A 14,667-nucleotide genomic window follows, 5' to 3' on the forward strand; every position below is an offset into this window, starting at 1 on the left:
ACATCTAGGACGGTCTTGGTGGCAACGACAGTCCACTGTCGGTCCAAATGCGTGCGCTCGGAGTTCGTCATTCCGTGCAGGCAATATCTACACTTGAAGGGGGGCTGCGGCGGCTCAGGCGGAGGTGCCATTCGCCTGAGGGCCCGAAGGATGTGCCCACCGCCGCAGCGCCTTGTGGGGCTCGCAAGTACTGTGCCCAGGTGCTGGCTGTTTGCGATGTTAGGAAGGCGGTCTAATCTGCGCTATCAACGCCCTTGGCCGTTCGGCAAGCGCTGCCGATTTTCGCAGAGCCAATTCGACATTGCATCCACCCCTTCCGGGAGTAGCGCCGCCCGCCCACTGTGGCTGGACGCGGACTATTTCTTCCAGTCGGTATGTCTGCGCGGACCGTGCCCGCGGCCGTCTTTAACGGTGTTGGAACCTTCCTCTTTTGTAGGCCGCTCCTGGCTAGGCACCGCAGGACTGTCTGTCTTATTCGGCGTTTGCGTCTCAGGCGAAGAGTGGGACGGAAGGGAACTTTTCTTACCAATATCGCGTGTGCTGCTTTGATGTTGAGTGTTCAATCGCATAGGCTGACCGTCGACGTCAAAGTCCGAGCTGCTTAAGTTCTTCATGAGGAACTCCCTTTCTAGTAGGCATGTCTGCCGATCAAAATCACGCTACTCAGAGGAGGGCGAGCCTTTGCCGGACGAACGGTCCTGCACGCTGTCACGATCCTTCGAGTTAAGAATTCTTGTCGACGTTGGACTCCTTTTTTTCGCTGGGTGTGGTCTCTTGCCTGGCGTCTTCCTGTTGTTGCCGAGGTTGCTCCGATAGGTGTTTCCCCGGCAAATCTTTCTCGTTAAGTCTGCCTGATTGGTCACCAGGCGAATTCATGCGAACCGTCAAGCTCATATATGCACCCTTTGATCTATTGCGGCGAAATGCCACCTCTTTACGGTACGACCTTCCGAAGCCTTTCCCTACCGCTCATTTGAAACAAGCAATCTTTGGGTGAGGTGCGCGGGGACACGGAGGCGCCCATGCGTAGAAAAATGGTCTGCTCGGACAGGAGCTCTGCCGTTTCTGCACCACCTCCGACGCCGGCCGCGTGCCAAAGTGGACGCGCGCCGTTTTGTTAGGTTTGCGTTGCGACGGTTTAGCCTTCCGCCCACTGCATCCACCACCCCTGGTAATAGCGCCTGCCGTCGATTTCTTCGAAGCCGCAGACCATCATGCCGCGCTCAGAACAGAACGTCAGTAGCTCCGGCTCCAGCAAATCGGGAATGGGGCCTTTGGAGGTCGCACCGAACTTAGCCAAGCCGTCCATGGTCATCACCCGTACTTGGCGGCGCATGTCCTCGCGCGTGATCGAGTACATCCGCACAGTGCCGGTCACCGCTGGCGCGGGGTCATTGTCGCGGCGCTTCTGACCGAGATAGTGGGTGCGGACGACGGAGCAAAGCATGATTCGCTGCAATAATGCTGTATGTATATACAGTATATGGCAGCAGAAAAGGGGTCAGGTCATCGGTATGGCGACCAGCTTGTCGGGCGGGAAGGGCACCAGGAAATCTCGGCTCTGATCGGCCGGTGCGGTCAGCCAGTCGCCGTACGCGCCCTCGGGAAGGATCACCACCATGCGTTTTTCCTTGCCGGCCTGGTGATAGTCGCGGAACAGCGGGTCCTCATCCGCGTTGATGGTCAGCATGGTGTAGCTCTCTTGCCACTGGCCAGCTGCATCCCGGAACCGGTCCCATAGCCCAGCCACGCCCAACGGCGCCCCGTCGGCTCTGGTGAATCGCGTCGCTACGGCTTTGCCTGAGCGCCAGTCCGGCTCGAAAATGGCATCGGCTGGAATGATGCAGTGCTGCCCGCGGCGCCAAGCATGGCCAAAGGTGAAAGATGTGGCCGCGCTTTCACTACGAGCGTTGAACGTGGATAGCTTCGCGGCCTTGTCCAAACCGTAAGGCTTGGTCAACGCACTGATGAGGCCCCAGCGGCCGGCTACAGCTTCGCGCTGCGCGGCGGCCTCGTCGCCGGCGTCATGCTCCGGCGGCCGTCGGACGAACACGCCCTGGTAACGCGGCCACATGTCGTATCTGCTCAGCACGCCCGGCCTGGTCACACCGAATTTCCTGAGCAGCAGCTCGGCGTCTTTCAGCGTTTGGTAATGGCTACACATGGTCTCTCCATCGAATGTCCAGTGTAGGCGCGGCGGAGAGAGCGAAACAAATTGACCGCAAAGCGTATCTATCGCACAGTTCACGCCTCGAAGCCAGCAAGCGGCATTCGATGAACTGGGACTTCGACCTTCCAAATATTAAGCAGGCCAACTGTATGCGAGTTCTCATTGTTGACGACGATTCGGCGATGGCCGAATTGACAGCCGAGTGCTTAATGATGGATCCAGCCGTGTTGGTCCGGACAGCCGGCGACGGGGCGTCTGCATTACGGGCAGCGGCAGAGTTCGAGCCCGAAGTGGTCCTTTTGGATGTCGAACTGCCTGACGTATCAGGCTTGGAGTTGGCGCCGCAGCTCAAAGCACGAGGCTCCCGAGTTGTCCCGCGGATCATCATCTTCAGCGGAAGCGTGCAAGAAGCCGATTTCAAGTTTCTGCCGGATGGCGTTGAGGCCTGGCTCACGAAGCCTGCGCAACTTGACGCTCTGCTGGACCGCATTTTTCGCCCCACAGCGTCCAAGAACGGCTGCAGTGATCGAATCAGTCACCACGTTTTGAAAGGCGTTCTTCGCTCTCCACCATGACGTGGGGACTTTGTGGGGACATCCCTGAACGTTTTTGCGCTTCGTTGCGCACCGTTTGCAGCGAGCGACAACGTAAGTCGTTGAAAATAAAAGGGATCGGTCCGACCGCTTTGCATGGGGTGCAAGGGGTCGCGAGTTCGAATCCCGCCGTCCCGACCAGTAGTTCCAAGGCCGTTAGTGAGAGATCACTAACGGCCTTTCTCATTGGTCTCGCGATCACGTCGGCAATCTTCCAATAACCGGGACCTAAGACTTCAACTTAAGACCTCGACCTACGGTGTCACGATGTTGAACCAGAACTCGAAGTTGTCCAAGGACGCAAACATGTCCGTGATTTTCTGCTGATCGCCGCTGACTTTTACGTCACCCTTGGCCAGTGCGTCCTTGAGCGTCATCTCCTTTAGCATCATCCGGTTGAGCGTTTCCCGGCTGAGCGACATGCTGGCCGTCGGCTCCTTGGCCTGCTTGCCTTCGGTGTGATTTAGCACGCTGTTCACCATCTCGAGCGTGTATTTCTGGTCGGTGTCGGTGAAGTCAAGGTTCAGCACCACGTGCTTGCCTGCGGCCTTTTCGCGATTTAGCCGAACCGCGAAATAATCGAACAGCATATCCAGCGTCATTGCGCGCACGGTGTCCGGGCTGGCGGTGTCGGGGACGGGCAGTTTCTGCACGCCTTCGCGCAGTTCCTTTGCCCCGGTCAGGTAAAAATTGCGCCACGGGCCGCTTTCTGCCTGGTAGCCCATCTGCTCCAGGGCGTCGGCCTGGAGGTTCTTTGCTTCCTGGTTGTCGGGCTCAGCAAAGACTGCGTAATTCACCACCTCGGCCACCCAGCGGTAATCTCCCTTCTTGTAGTAATCGCGCGCTTTGGAAAGAATGGCAGGCACGCCGCCCATCATGTCCACGTAGCGCTTGGAAGCCTCCTGGATCGGCAATGTGTGCAGGGTGGCGGGGTTGCCATTGAACCAGCCCAGATACAGCACGTAGGTGGCGCGCACATTGTGGTTAACGGAGCCGTAATAGCCGCGGTTGGAGAACTTCGTGGCGATCGCCTCCGGCAGCTTGACCTGTTCGGCAATCTCTTCTTTGTTGTATCCCATGTTGGCCAGGCGAAGCGTCTCGTCGTTGATGTAGCGGTACATATCCCGCTGCATGCCCAACTGCTCCTGGACTTCCTTCTTTCCCCACACCGGCCAGTGGTGCATGGCATACATGACTTCGACGTCGTCACCCCACAGCGCCAATGCCTCGTTCAAGTATTTTGACCACGCAAGCGGGTCTCGGATCTTGGCGCCGCGAAGCGAATAGGTGTTGTGCAGTGTATGGGTGGAGTCCTCGGCGGTGTTCAGCGCCTTTTTCTCTTTGATGTAGTACAGCATTTCGGCGGGCGCTTCGCTACCGGGTGCGTACAGGAATTCATACGTGAGCCCGTCGATCGTGCGCGTCTCGCCCGTCTTCTCGATGATGTCCGTAGGCGGGATGAGGGTCACCGTGCCGGCTGAGGTCGTCGTGCCCAGCCCCGCGCCCACTTGTCCCGTCGCGCTGGGCGGCAGGAGGTTGCCGTACATGTAGCTTGCGCGTCGGCTCATGGCGGTGCCGGCCATGACGTTTTCCGCGACGGCATGTTCCAGAAACCCAAGCGGCGCGTAGATCTTGACGGTCCCGGCCTTCACGTTCACTTCATCCACCACCCCTCGCACCCCGCCATAGTGATCGACGTGGCTGTGCGTGTAGATCACCGCGACCACAGGCTTCTTTGGACGATGCTGGAAATAGAGATCCAACGCAGCTTTCGCGGTTTCTGTGGAAATGAGCGGATCCAAGATCGTGAGGCCGTCCTTGCCCTCGACGATGGTCATGTTGGACAGGTCGTAGTTGCGAACCTGGTAAATCCCGTCCATCACCTTGAACAGACCCGAAATATTCAGCAGCTGCGATTGCCGCCAGAGGCTGGGATTGACGGTGTCGGGCGCAGGCGCACCTTCCTTGATGAAGTCATACTTGGTCGGATCCCAGACCAGGTTGCCTTGTTCGCCCTTGATCATTCCGGAGGGAAGGGGAGCGATGAATCCCTTGTGCGCCAGTTCGAAGGAGGTCTTGTCGGAAAAGGGCAACTCCTGCAGGAGCGCGGCGTTGGCGTCCTTGGTGGCCTGTTCCGCGGGCTTGGGCGCTGCTGCGGCCCACGCTGATGGTGCGAATGCCAGTACGACGGCCGTGGCGATCGTGCTGATCCTTAAAGGCTGGCTGCGTGCTACTCGGGCGGAACATCTCCGTGCTGCGGAAGACGGGGAAAGGATGTTCATACTGGAAGTGAGCTTCATAACGACTTCTCTCCATGTATCGAGGCAGATTCTCGCCGGCGGCGAGCCGGAAGAAACGGACGGCAGGTATCGAGTCGTGCGGGTGGCCTGAAGGAGGGGGAGGCGGCCTTGCCCGGAAAATTGGTAGGCGAGGGATTTTCGTGACCGAATCGCGTGCGGTGCAGCGGTTTACCGCTTTGTGGTGCAGGCGCAACGCGCGCCAGCAGGATGCTGGAGGCGCCTTTGTTTTTCGCGCCGGTTGCGTGATATTCGAACGAATCCGACCATATGGCAAGGTGTCAATTCATGTTGTCCATGGAGAACCAGCATGTTCAACACACGCGCATTTGGGTTGCGATATGCTCCCTGGCCGCTGCGGAGCGGGAGCGTGCCGGGGTGCCTCGTGATGGGGCTCGCGTGCCTGGCGGGTGCCGAGGCCACGGCACAATCAACCATTCGGTTGAGTCACGATGATCTACAGAAGCGTGCCAATGGGGTATTGGCGCTTATGTCTTTTTCCATCGTGCCAGACATTACGACAAGTTCGTTGTCCATTGGCAGCGCCGGTGCTTCCACCACGGGCTCAACCGAGTTTTTCATGACGCAATTGGGTGGGGGCGACACGATATCTGATTCCGTCCCTATCTACCTTGAAGGCGTGCTGGCCGGCAGCCGCTACGACCCCACTTTCATTGCGACCCAAGGCGCGGAGCAACGCCGCATTCCCACCAAGTGGAACAGTGTGTCGGCTACCGGCGGCATCGGTTGGGACTTCAAACTGACCGATGAACTGAAGCTACGCCCCATCTTCAATGTCGCGTTGGGCAACGTCACGAGCGACTTGCGCGCGGCCAGTTGGTACGTGGGGCAGCGCACGGGCAGGGATGTAGACTTTCTCGATCGTGGATCATTGAACGCGTACGGGTTGGGCGGGTCGCTGATGTTGGACTACGAACATTACCGCCCGGGCTATGAGGTGGACGTGGAGTTGCGGTACTCCGACATCCGCTTGAAGAGCTTCGACAGCTCGACTGCGGTGCAGGGCAGCGCGGTGGCCCAGTCCGCCAATTTGTGGGCGCGCTACCGGGCCCCTACGGGTATCACCATGCTGCAGCGCCCATTGCGATATGTTCTGGAGCTTACCCATTCGGAGTTTCTAGGGGACCAGCGCGGCGCCCTGGGCTTTGACCGGCTGACGGCACTGGGCGCGGGTCTGGAGCTGGACTCTAGCGCCTATGACGTGTTCATCACGCGCACGAGGCTGGTCGGAAGATACGTGTTCGGCACCAATGTGTCGGGCTTCTCTGCCGGGCTGGCGGTGAGCTTTTGATGCGTGAAGCTACAGCAAAAGCAACGCACCCGCCGCAACTGCCGTGGGACCCAGCGCGCCAAGCAGCAGTCCGCCGATGCTGATGGTCTCGTCTGAAAAGCCGCGCTTTAGCAGTGCCACGCCCGCCGGGTTGGGGGCGTTTGCGATGACCGTCAAGCCGCCGCCGGCGACGGCGCCCGCCACCAGCATGTATTTCGATTCGTCGGAGATGCCGTCGATCAGCGAGCCCAGATAGGTCAATGCGGCGTTGTCGGTGATCGCGGTGAGCGCCAGGGATCCGAAGAATAGTGCGATGGGTTCCAGGCTGGAGACGATGGGCTGCAGCCACCACGCCTGCATGCCTCCCAGGATGACGAGGCCGGCCAGGAAGAAGCCAACGAGCAGCGCCTCTTTGAGGATCAGCGGGTTCTGATGCCGCTCATAGGCTTGCGTAAATCCCAGGAACATCAGGAACAAACCAAGAAACGCGACGGGATGGTGCGCCAGGGCAACGACCGCGGCCAGCACGACCAGGTGAACGATGACCACGGTGATCGGCACGGGAGGGCGCTCGGACCGGGTCATGCTTTCGGCCGGCAGTTGAAGCAGATACTTGCGCATCATGAACGTGGCCACGGTGGCGTTCACGACCACGGCAATGGCGGCTTTCCAGCCGAAGGTGGCCAGCATGAACGCCGAGTCCCAATTCCAGGTGGCGGCGACCATCAGAACGGGGGGCGCCGCGTAGGCGGTCAGTGTTCCCCCGATCGAAATGTTGACGAACAGCACGCCAAGCGCGAAGTACTTGGGAACGGCCGGAACGGACGGCCGAAACAATTGCGGGGCAAGCATGAGGGCCGCAATGGTCATGGCGGCCGGCTCTGTGATCAGGGATCCCATCAGCGGAACCGCGGCAAGGCCCAGCCACGCGGTGGCGACGGAGGTATGGAAAGGCAGGTTCTTTGCGACCAGGTTGACGGCGACCATGACCGTCTGGAGGACCGGGCGGGATGCCGCCACGACCATGACTACAAATACGAAGAGCGGTTCGGTGTAGTTGCGAGACTCGGCGTAGGCGAGCGCTTGATCTCCACCGGCGGCTATCGCCATGACGATCAGAAGCACAAAGGCCCAAAAGCCGAAGACGATCTCGACTTCGCCGAGCAGGTGAAACAGGCCGGCGTGGCGGGGATAGCGGTGGGAGAGCCGCTCGAACTGTTTGACCGTGAAGGTGTGGATCAGCGCCAATGCAAAGATGATGGCGGCTGCGATGTCGAGGGCATGGGGGATGCTGGGCTGCATGGACGCGCGGGCTCCTGCGTGGCGGCCCGACCATCGCGTTGACCTGCCAGCGCGAAGGAATACGCCTGACACCCAGCCCGGTAGTGTATCTCGATCGCGGATTTCGGCCTACCCCATCGCGGTGGCCGCTGCGGGACACGATCGCGACGATTGATGTATTTCAAGAGGCGGGACGAGGATTCATATTGTTCCTATCGACACACCTTTTGTATTTCCGGATATTGGCCAGGTTATCAATCGACGGGGCGATCGAATGGTCCAACGGTCAATCGCAGGCATTGTTCTTCAGGCTGAAGCAGTCGGCGCTCTTGCGAAGGCGCTGGCTGTGCCGCGTCAGTTCAGGAGTTAGCGATGCGCTGCAAAGGGCTGGCCGGGCGGTTGTTCAGTCACGACTTCCGGCCGGTGTTTGATACCGCGGCGGTCGATACCGCGGCGGTCGACACCGCGGCGGTCGGCACCGCGCCGCCGAAGGCGAAAGCATTGGTGGCAGGGCCGTCTCGTGACTCGAACAACGTCGTGGGCGCAACGTCCTTGATGGGCGATCGCTTTTACAACGGCCATGTATGCGTGCGCTGCGGGTACAAGATCATCCGGGAACTGTAATGCGCTCGCGCAGCAAGCGCGCTTGCCGGGGACAGCGGAGAAATTGAAGCGGCGGAAAGGGCCGCAGCGGCCAGAGGGAGGGAGTGTGCGGAGCCGCCCTCTGCTTGATCGAATGACAATCACGCCGCTGCGGCAATTGGGTTCCAGCAAACCCCGTTCCCGCCAGCGGGCCAGACGGGATCAGTCCAGCGATTGTTGCAATAACCGGCGGCGGCGAAGCTCTGCAAGGCGGGCTTCGTTTTCCTGATGCCAGCCGGCCTGCCACGAGGCCAATCTGGCGCGCCAACCAGGTAGCGACTCGCCCGTATGGCTGGGCATGTTGGTTTCTTTCATGAGGGGGCAGGCAGATAGCGGCACACCATATCTGGCGGCTTCCTGGCCGGCTCTGTGAACGGGGTCATCCATTCGCGCCTCCTCGTGGGAAAGGTCCTGAGCCAAAAGATGAGCGCGATCGCCATCCTTGTCCAGAAAAGTTACGCGCAGAAATAGCGGGATGGATCATCGTCCGCACGGCTTTGCCGCGCGTCTACAGGTGCACCCACTGCATCCACCACCCCTGGTAATAGCGCCTGCCGTCGATTTCCTCGAAGCCGCAGACCATCATGCCGCGATCGGATCCGAAGGTGAGCAGTTCGGGCTCGAGCAGATCGGGGATAGGGCCTTTCTGCGACGCGCCGAACTTGGCCAGGGTGTCCAGCGTCATGACGCTGATGTAGCGGCGCATGTCCTCGCGCATGATGGAATACATGCGGACCGTCCCGGTCACTGCAGGGGCGGGATCGTTGTCGTGGCGCTTCCGGCCCAGGGTGTGGGTTCGGATGACGGTGCATCGCATGATGAAACTAAAAATACTGTATGAATGTACAGTATATGTCGATAAAAACGGGGCCGATTCACTTATCCGGGTTTCGTATCTGCTCCGCGACATTTGCTTGCGATGCCAAATGCAAAGCGCCCCGGAGGCGGGGCGCATGTCGAGTCAATTGCAAAGCCGCGCCATCGCGCGCGGCACGTAGCGGAAACGGCCGCCAGGGGGCGCTTGGCCGCCGCCCGTGGCCTCCATCCATCCGGCTTCCCAGGCTTCGACCTTGCCGCTCCACTCGGAGATCGATTCGCCGGTATGGCCCGGCATGGCGGCGGCCCGATAGAACGGGCAATCCCACAAGGTCAAACCGTCTCGCGCAGCTTGTGCGCCCAGCTTTTGGATGTCTTCGCGTTGCATTGCAACCTCCTCCAAAAGTAGTTGGTCGGGACGCAAAGTATTCCGCAGCGACGTGTGATTTTCAATAGTGATGGCGCACCAAGCGGGGCGGTGCGGCCGTCATGTCGGCCACGTCTTCCTTGATGCCGAAAGGCGTCTGTTATGCGTGCAATTTCGCGGCTCTGTGCCTTTTCACGTTCGCGCCGCGGCACGCACAATCTGGGCTTGCCGCCCGTGTCGGGTGGATCTTGAGGATGTTTGGATGCGCTACCGCTACGTGACGGCCGATGTGTTCACCGGCCATGCTTACCTCGGCAATCCGCTGGCTGTCGTGCTGGACGCGCAGGGTCTGGACGCACGCCAGATGCAGCGGATCGCACGCGAATTCAACTATTCGGAAACCAGCTTCGTGATGCCGCCGCAAGACCGTGCCCATACCGCGCACGTGCGCATCTTCACGCCGGATCGCGAAGTGCCGTTTGCCGGCCATCCGAATGTGGGCACCGCGGTCGTGCTGGCGCGCGAGCAGATCGCGGCCGGGTTGCCGGCGCCGCAGGCGTTCGTGTTCGAGGAAGAAGCCGGCCTGGTGCGTATTGCGTTGACGTACGGGGAGCACGGCCTGCAGGGTGCGCAACTGCGCGCGCCGCAGCCGCTGTCGCGCGGCAGCGAGGCGCCGTTGGACGCGGTGGCCCGGGCGCTGCGTCTGGATTGCGAGGACATCATGGTGTCAACGCACGCGCCGATGGTGGCGTCGGTGGGATTGCCGTTTTTGGTGGTGCAGGTTGCCAGCCGCGACGCGCTGCGCCGCGCGTCGCCCGATGCGGCGGGCTACGCGGCCTTGATGCCGCAACTGGGCGCGAAGTCCATCTATGTCTACACCACCGACACGGCAAGCGAGGCGATGGATGCGCCCACCGATATCCAGGCGCGGATGCTGACGAGCCGCATGACCGAAGACCCCGCCACGGGCAGTGCGACGGCGGCCGTCACGGCGCTGCGCGCCTCGCTTGCTGGCAAGGGCGCCCTGCGGCTGCGCGTGGGGCAGGGCGTGGACATGGGACGTGCAAGCCTGTTGCTGGCGCATGCGGAGCCGCGGGACGACGGAGTGTGGGCCAACGTGGCCGGCCAGGCGGTGGTGGTGATGGAAGGCACATTGCCCGCGCCCGCGACCGATTGACAAGGCGGTGCGGGGTTTGCGGGCGGCAGGGCGCCTCGTGTAAGCTGCAGCGCATGAACGCACCGCACATCGCTGCCGCATCGCGCGCAGATTTCCGACGAATCACTCGACGTCTCCGTTGAGTGGCTAGCCGTGTTCGGGCGCCGGTTATGCGGCGCTTATCCCAGAAGGCCACGATACCCCTCGTGGCCTTTTTTGTTTGATTGCGTTTTGCATCCGGGGCGTATCGCAAGGCCTTCGTTCTTTCATCACAAGGAATGAAGCATGTCTCAGCAAGACCTCTCCATCCGGCCGTTTCAGGCATCCGACGAAACCGCGCTGATCGCGTTGTGGCAAGCCTGCGGTCTGACACGGCCGTGGAACGATCCGCGCAAGGACATCGCGCGCAAGTTGACGGTGCAGTCCGATCTCTTTCTGGTGGGTGAATGGGATGGCGCCATTGTCGCGACGGTGATGGGCGGCTACGACGGCCATCGTGGCTGGATCAATTATCTGGCCGTTTCGCCCCTGCATAGGCGGCGCCACTTCGCCTCGGCGCTGATGCGGGCGGTCGAGCGAAAGCTGCTTGAGATGGGGTGCCCGAAGATCAATCTGCTGATCCGTTCCGAGAACGTCGCGGTGAAGCGCTTCTACGACAGCCTGGGCTTTCAGGAGGATGCGGTGATCAGCATGGGCAAGCGCCTGATTCCGGATCTTTGAGGATTCGGCGGACATCAGGCGCAAGGCGCTTGATGCCCGGTATGCGCGGCGAGCCGGGCGCATGCGTGCGGCGCCCGCGTCGCTTGGTCACGCGATGTCAGGCGTCAGATCGCCTGCGTCAGATACACGGCTTCGCGGCCCACGATGGGCATGCGCGTGGGCATGAAGATCGTGCAGGCATCGCACGGGGAGCGGATTTCTTCCGTGCCATTCATGGCAATCAGTTCGCCCTTGTCGAAGGTCTCAAAGCCAATCACCGGACGCGTGAAGGTGAAGTCCTCGGACTTCACCATGTGGACCTCCAGCAGGCGATAGCGCTGCGGGGTGGGCGGGGCCGGCGTGCCGGCCGGCGTGTCGATGAGGCCCAGATGCGCGAGAAAGCGCAAGGTGACGTCGGTGGCGAGTTCGGCCGCGGAACGCGAAAAATGCTGGCCGCATTCGACAACGAGCGCACCGCCGCTGTCGGACAGCGGATCGCCATGATGGCCGTAGCCCATGACCCCGGTGCCCGGAAACTTGTCTTGCGGCATGACCAGGTGCACCTGCGGCGAGCCGACTGCAGCGGCCAGCGCGGTGTTGCGGTCCATCTCGTTGTAGACCCAGAAGGGTTGCACGGGGGCGCGCGTGGAATGGATGTCCAGCACGAAGTCGGCGGCGTCCAGGACAGGGCGCATCTCGCGGGCGCGGCGCAATTCCGGACTGTCTTCCGCACCGTCCAGCATGGCGGCCGACCAGATGCGGTTCAGGTTGTGCACGAGCTGGCGGTTGTCGTAAGGTCTGTCGATGTCGAAAGCCTCGTAGGCCTCGACGTGCGCAAAGCTGACCGTCAAGGTGCCGATCTTCGGGCGCACGCCGGTGTCCAGCAGATGGGTGGCGGCCACCATGCCACAGATCTCGTTGCCGTGCGTGATGGCGTTGATGAGCACATGCGGTCCGGGCTTGCCGGAGTCGAAGCGATGAACGTAGGGGATGCCGGTGTTGCCTTCGCGATAGGCGGACAGGTCTCGCGGCAAGACTTCCAGCGGAGCGGTATCAGGTTCGAAGACGGGTTTGTTCATGGGGTCGATGGCAGGTTTGAATGTGAGCCGGTGGGGGGCAATCAATTACGCGCAGCGCAGTGGCCTGACATTATGCGCCGGTTCGCCAATTCGGCGATGAGGGCAAAAATGCGATTTTTCAGCGCTGATTTTTTCAACTTCAAGATGCCTTCGCACTAGGCGAATTAGTACTGTTTTACCCCTTAAAAACTCTGCTTTCCAAGCCTTTTTGTTTGGTGCATATTGCGGCCCGTTAGTCGGAATTCAGAGGTGCAGCATGAGCGGGTGGCCAGAGCGTCATATCAACGGTTTTCAAGTGCAGTGTGAAGTGGTGGACTTGGAAACCGGGGTTTTGGCCATCGAAATCATGGTCCGCCGTCAGGGCAACGAGGCCGCCACGCAGCGGTGGTCGCTGCCTCGTTTCGTCACCTTCAACGATCCTGCCGCCGCGCGGCGTCATGCCGAGCTGGTGCTCTCGGGCATCCGGACCGTTGACGAGTTCACCGGCGAGCCCCGATACGGAATTCTCTAGCGCTTGCTAGTGTTTTGTTTCGTTTATCACATTCATGTGTCTTGTTGGACGTGGAATGCCCGGTACAGTTGTTCATGCATGACAACAAAAGGAGAGTTCCATGTTTGACGCTTATCCCGTTCTGCGCCGCACCGGCATGGCGATTGCAATCGGCGCCGCCGGCGTTCTGTTTGCAGGCTGTACCACGACCACGCCTTCCAAGTCTCCGGCCGCTTCGACGGCAGAGCAGCGGCAATCGATGAACAGCGCGGCCAATGCCACGCTCGCCAAGCTGTATGAAGCCGCTCCCCAGTCCAAGGACCTGGTTGCGCGCGCCAAGGGCGTGCTGGTGTTCCCCGACGTGTTGAGCGGCAGCTTCATTGTCGGCGCCGAGCATGGCAAAGGCGTGCTGCGCGTGAACGGCGCGAATGCCGGCTACTACAGCACGACGGCGGGCTCGATCGGCTTCCAGGCCGGCGCGCAATCGAAGGCGATGATCCTGCTCTTCATGACGGATGACGCCTTGAACAAGTTCCGCAACAGCAGCGGCTGGACCGTTGGCGCGGACGCCACGGTGGCGGTGGTCAATATCGGCGCCAATGGCCGCATCGACACCAACACGGCCCAGCAGCCGGTCGTGGGCTTCGTCATGAACAATGGCGGTCTGATGGCTGGCGTGTCGCTCGCGGGCACCAAGATCTCGAAGCTGGATCGCTGATCGCGCGAGCCCCCCAGTCAAAACGCCGCGGCATCGAGCCGCGGCGTTTTGTTTTGCTGCGGAGCAAGCCGGACCTGCTCCGCGGCCTTTGCCGGCCGGTCAGCCGATCACGTCATCGCTGTTTTTGAGGACGGCGGTTTCGCGATCGATCTCGGCTTGCTCGATGGCGGGGTCCAGACCGCGCCAGCGAAGGATGTGGCCGCGCTCTTCTTCGGGCTCCCAGCCCAGCATGCCGTAGCGCGTGATTTCAGTTTCGCCGGAGGCGAACTCCACTTCGAAGTAACCCTGACGATCGGGTAGCGTATTGCCGGGGAACCAGTCGGTTTCGGGCATGGTGTGCTCCTTGCTAAGCGATGGGAGGGATGCTGGCGCCGGAATGAACGAAACGGCGCCATGCAATTTGATTGTGGGCTTGCCGCCGCAATCCCGCAAGCGCTCGATGGATACCAGATGCGGCGTCAGGCCAGCGGCACGGCGGTGGTGTAGAGCACCTGCTTCAACGCAAAGCTGGACCGGATGCTTGCCACCCCGGGAATGCGCGTGATGTGTTCGACGATCAGCCGTTCCAGCGCATCGACGTCGGGCACGAGCGCGCGGATCAGGTAGTCGGCGTCGCCCGACATCAGGTAGCACTCCATGATTTCGGGCAGCACCGCGATTTCGCGTTCGAACACATCCAGCGCGGCCTTGCGTTGCTTGTCGAGCGAGATCTGAATGAAGACGTTCACCTTCAGGCCAAGCTTGCGCGCGTTCAATAGCGTGACGCGGCGGTCGATGAGTCCTTCGGTTTCCAGCCGCCGCACTCTCGCCAGGCAGGGCGAGGCGGACAGATTCACGCGGGCGGCAAGTTCCACATTGGTGAGCCTGGCGTCGCGCTGCAGTTCGTTCAGGATGCGGATGTCGGTGGCATCCAGGTTGATTTCCGGCATAAGTCACCTCAAGACGGCGGTTTTACGGTGCATGTGTGCCGAGTATGCCGGCAAACGACGCAGAATGCGGTCAGAAATGCTGGGGTTTACCCTATAGACTGTTCCGTTCTTCGGCCATTTGGTCGGAATGCAGAATATT

17 protein-coding genes are annotated in these 14,667 nt (G+C 61.0%); 7 read left to right on the forward strand and 10 right to left on the reverse strand.

From position 1 onward, the window contains the following. Nucleotides 1-1,138: 1,138 nt before the first annotated feature. Together V6V88_RS09655 and V6V88_RS09660 are read right to left on the reverse strand one after the other, a co-directional pair. Entirely contained in the window at nt 1,139-1,447 is a 309-nt protein-coding gene (locus tag V6V88_RS09655; protein WP_338619065.1) for a hypothetical protein, read from the reverse strand. A 54-nt stretch (nt 1,448-1,501) separates the two neighbouring features. Then, nucleotides 1,502-2,164 carry an SOS response-associated peptidase family protein gene (locus tag V6V88_RS09660; protein ID WP_338619067.1) on the reverse strand — a complete coding sequence of 221 codons (663 nt, stop codon included), beginning with the start codon at nt 2,162-2,164 and terminating at the stop codon, nt 1,502-1,504. 110 nt (nt 2,165-2,274) lie between these two features. Here V6V88_RS09660 and V6V88_RS09665 point away from each other — a divergent pair, with 110 nt between their 5' ends. Continuing rightward, on the forward strand, nt 2,275-2,745 hold the full coding sequence (locus V6V88_RS09665; RefSeq protein WP_338619070.1) for a response regulator: 471 nt from the start codon (nt 2,275-2,277) through the stop codon (nt 2,743-2,745). Nucleotides 2,746-3,017: 272 nt separating this feature from the next. Here V6V88_RS09665 and V6V88_RS09670 read toward each other — a convergent pair whose 3' ends face one another. Next, nucleotides 3,018-5,063 carry an alkyl sulfatase dimerization domain-containing protein gene (locus V6V88_RS09670; RefSeq protein WP_338619072.1) on the reverse strand — a complete coding sequence of 682 codons (2,046 nt, stop codon included), beginning with the start codon at nt 5,061-5,063 and terminating at the stop codon, nt 3,018-3,020. Between the two features lie 385 nt (nt 5,064-5,448). On the opposite strand from V6V88_RS09670, the gene V6V88_RS09675 reads away from it, so the two are divergent. After that, nucleotides 5,449-6,372, forward strand: coding sequence for a hypothetical protein (locus V6V88_RS09675; RefSeq protein ID WP_338619569.1), 924 nt, complete (start codon nt 5,449-5,451; stop codon nt 6,370-6,372). Nucleotides 6,373-6,381: 9 nt separating this feature from the next. Here V6V88_RS09675 and V6V88_RS09680 read toward each other — a convergent pair whose 3' ends face one another. Beyond that, nucleotides 6,382-7,653 (reverse strand): putative Na+/H+ antiporter, encoded by a 1,272-nt coding sequence (locus V6V88_RS09680; RefSeq protein WP_338619073.1) that lies wholly within the window; start codon nt 7,651-7,653, stop codon nt 6,382-6,384. A gap of 351 nt (nt 7,654-8,004) precedes the next feature. On the opposite strand from V6V88_RS09680, the gene V6V88_RS09685 reads away from it, so the two are divergent. Then, nucleotides 8,005-8,256: a hypothetical protein gene (locus V6V88_RS09685; RefSeq protein WP_338619074.1), complete on the forward strand. Its 252-nt coding sequence runs from the start codon at nt 8,005-8,007 to the stop codon at nt 8,254-8,256. 180 nt (nt 8,257-8,436) lie between these two features. Here V6V88_RS09685 and V6V88_RS09690 read toward each other — a convergent pair whose 3' ends face one another. The 3 genes from V6V88_RS09690 to V6V88_RS09700 all read right to left on the reverse strand — a co-directional run bounded on the left by V6V88_RS09690 (nt 8,437) and on the right by V6V88_RS09700 (nt 9,478). Continuing rightward, nucleotides 8,437-8,661: a CrpP-related protein gene (locus V6V88_RS09690; RefSeq protein ID WP_142049585.1), complete on the reverse strand. Its 225-nt coding sequence runs from the start codon at nt 8,659-8,661 to the stop codon at nt 8,437-8,439. A gap of 121 nt (nt 8,662-8,782) precedes the next feature. After that, the gene (locus tag V6V88_RS09695) at nt 8,783-9,004 is read right to left on the reverse strand and encodes a hypothetical protein (RefSeq protein WP_056315910.1); all 222 of its coding nucleotides are present in this window, start codon (nt 9,002-9,004) and stop codon (nt 8,783-8,785) included. Nucleotides 9,005-9,235: 231 nt separating this feature from the next. Next, nucleotides 9,236-9,478 (reverse strand): CrpP-related protein, encoded by a 243-nt coding sequence (locus tag V6V88_RS09700; protein WP_056315913.1) that lies wholly within the window; start codon nt 9,476-9,478, stop codon nt 9,236-9,238. Nucleotides 9,479-9,719: 241 nt separating this feature from the next. On the opposite strand from V6V88_RS09700, the gene V6V88_RS09705 reads away from it, so the two are divergent. Further along, the gene (locus V6V88_RS09705) at nt 9,720-10,634 is read left to right on the forward strand and encodes a PhzF family phenazine biosynthesis protein (protein ID WP_338619082.1); all 915 of its coding nucleotides are present in this window, start codon (nt 9,720-9,722) and stop codon (nt 10,632-10,634) included. Nucleotides 10,635-10,898: 264 nt separating this feature from the next. Next, on the forward strand, nt 10,899-11,333 hold the full coding sequence (locus V6V88_RS09710) for a GNAT family acetyltransferase (protein WP_062841874.1): 435 nt from the start codon (nt 10,899-10,901) through the stop codon (nt 11,331-11,333). Between the two features lie 104 nt (nt 11,334-11,437). Here the strand turns inward: V6V88_RS09710 and V6V88_RS09715 are convergent, their stop codons facing one another. After that, nucleotides 11,438-12,391, reverse strand: a complete 954-nt coding sequence (locus V6V88_RS09715; RefSeq protein ID WP_056315919.1) for a succinylglutamate desuccinylase/aspartoacylase family protein — start codon at nt 12,389-12,391, stop codon at nt 11,438-11,440. Between the two features lie 331 nt (nt 12,392-12,722). Here V6V88_RS09715 and V6V88_RS09720 point away from each other — a divergent pair, with 331 nt between their 5' ends. Both V6V88_RS09720 and V6V88_RS09725 read left to right on the forward strand, forming a co-directional pair. Next, on the forward strand, nt 12,723-12,902 hold the full coding sequence (locus V6V88_RS09720) for a hypothetical protein (RefSeq protein WP_230965016.1): 180 nt from the start codon (nt 12,723-12,725) through the stop codon (nt 12,900-12,902). 100 nt (nt 12,903-13,002) lie between these two features. Beyond that, entirely contained in the window at nt 13,003-13,599 is a 597-nt protein-coding gene (locus V6V88_RS09725; protein WP_062841872.1) for a YSC84-related protein, read from the forward strand. A 99-nt stretch (nt 13,600-13,698) separates the two neighbouring features. Here the strand turns inward: V6V88_RS09725 and V6V88_RS09730 are convergent, their stop codons facing one another. Both V6V88_RS09730 and V6V88_RS09735 read right to left on the reverse strand, forming a co-directional pair. After that, on the reverse strand, nt 13,699-13,932 hold the full coding sequence (locus V6V88_RS09730; protein ID WP_056315928.1) for a hypothetical protein: 234 nt from the start codon (nt 13,930-13,932) through the stop codon (nt 13,699-13,701). 125 nt (nt 13,933-14,057) lie between these two features. Beyond that, nucleotides 14,058-14,528 carry an Lrp/AsnC family transcriptional regulator gene (locus V6V88_RS09735; RefSeq protein ID WP_006226939.1) on the reverse strand — a complete coding sequence of 157 codons (471 nt, stop codon included), beginning with the start codon at nt 14,526-14,528 and terminating at the stop codon, nt 14,058-14,060. Between the last annotated feature and the right edge of the window lie 139 nt (nt 14,529-14,667).

Origin of the sequence: Achromobacter sp. E1 (genome assembly GCF_037039475.1) — a bacterium.
GTDB classification, from domain to species: domain Bacteria; phylum Pseudomonadota; class Gammaproteobacteria; order Burkholderiales; family Burkholderiaceae_B; genus Achromobacter; species Achromobacter mucicolens.

Excerpts from the sequence above, each read along its gene's own strand:
- V6V88_RS09660 (WP_338619067.1), bottom strand. The coding sequence starts at position 2,164 with ATGTGTAGCCATTACCAAACGCTGAAAGACGCCGAGCTGCTGCTCAGG.
- V6V88_RS09675 (WP_338619569.1), top strand. The coding sequence starts at position 5,449 with ATGGGGCTCGCGTGCCTGGCGGGTGCCGAGGCCACGGCACAATCAACC.
- V6V88_RS09700 (WP_056315913.1), bottom strand. The coding sequence starts at position 9,478 with ATGCAACGCGAAGACATCCAAAAGCTGGGCGCACAAGCTGCGCGAGAC.
- V6V88_RS09690 (WP_142049585.1), bottom strand. The coding sequence starts at position 8,661 with ATGGATGACCCCGTTCACAGAGCCGGCCAGGAAGCCGCCAGATATGGT.
- V6V88_RS09730 (WP_056315928.1), bottom strand. The coding sequence starts at position 13,932 with ATGCCCGAAACCGACTGGTTCCCCGGCAATACGCTACCCGATCGTCAG.
- V6V88_RS09670 (WP_338619072.1), bottom strand. The coding sequence starts at position 5,063 with ATGAAGCTCACTTCCAGTATGAACATCCTTTCCCCGTCTTCCGCAGCA.
- V6V88_RS09685 (WP_338619074.1), top strand. The coding sequence starts at position 8,005 with ATGCGCTGCAAAGGGCTGGCCGGGCGGTTGTTCAGTCACGACTTCCGG.
- V6V88_RS09680 (WP_338619073.1), bottom strand. The coding sequence starts at position 7,653 with ATGCAGCCCAGCATCCCCCATGCCCTCGACATCGCAGCCGCCATCATC.
- V6V88_RS09735 (WP_006226939.1), bottom strand. The coding sequence starts at position 14,528 with ATGCCGGAAATCAACCTGGATGCCACCGACATCCGCATCCTGAACGAA.
- V6V88_RS09705 (WP_338619082.1), top strand. The coding sequence starts at position 9,720 with ATGCGCTACCGCTACGTGACGGCCGATGTGTTCACCGGCCATGCTTAC.
- V6V88_RS09710 (WP_062841874.1), top strand. The coding sequence starts at position 10,899 with ATGTCTCAGCAAGACCTCTCCATCCGGCCGTTTCAGGCATCCGACGAA.
- V6V88_RS09665 (WP_338619070.1), top strand. The coding sequence starts at position 2,275 with ATGAACTGGGACTTCGACCTTCCAAATATTAAGCAGGCCAACTGTATG.
- V6V88_RS09655 (WP_338619065.1), bottom strand. The coding sequence starts at position 1,447 with ATGCTTTGCTCCGTCGTCCGCACCCACTATCTCGGTCAGAAGCGCCGC.
- V6V88_RS09695 (WP_056315910.1), bottom strand. The coding sequence starts at position 9,004 with ATGTATTCCATCATGCGCGAGGACATGCGCCGCTACATCAGCGTCATG.
- V6V88_RS09715 (WP_056315919.1), bottom strand. The coding sequence starts at position 12,391 with ATGAACAAACCCGTCTTCGAACCTGATACCGCTCCGCTGGAAGTCTTG.
- V6V88_RS09725 (WP_062841872.1), top strand. The coding sequence starts at position 13,003 with ATGTTTGACGCTTATCCCGTTCTGCGCCGCACCGGCATGGCGATTGCA.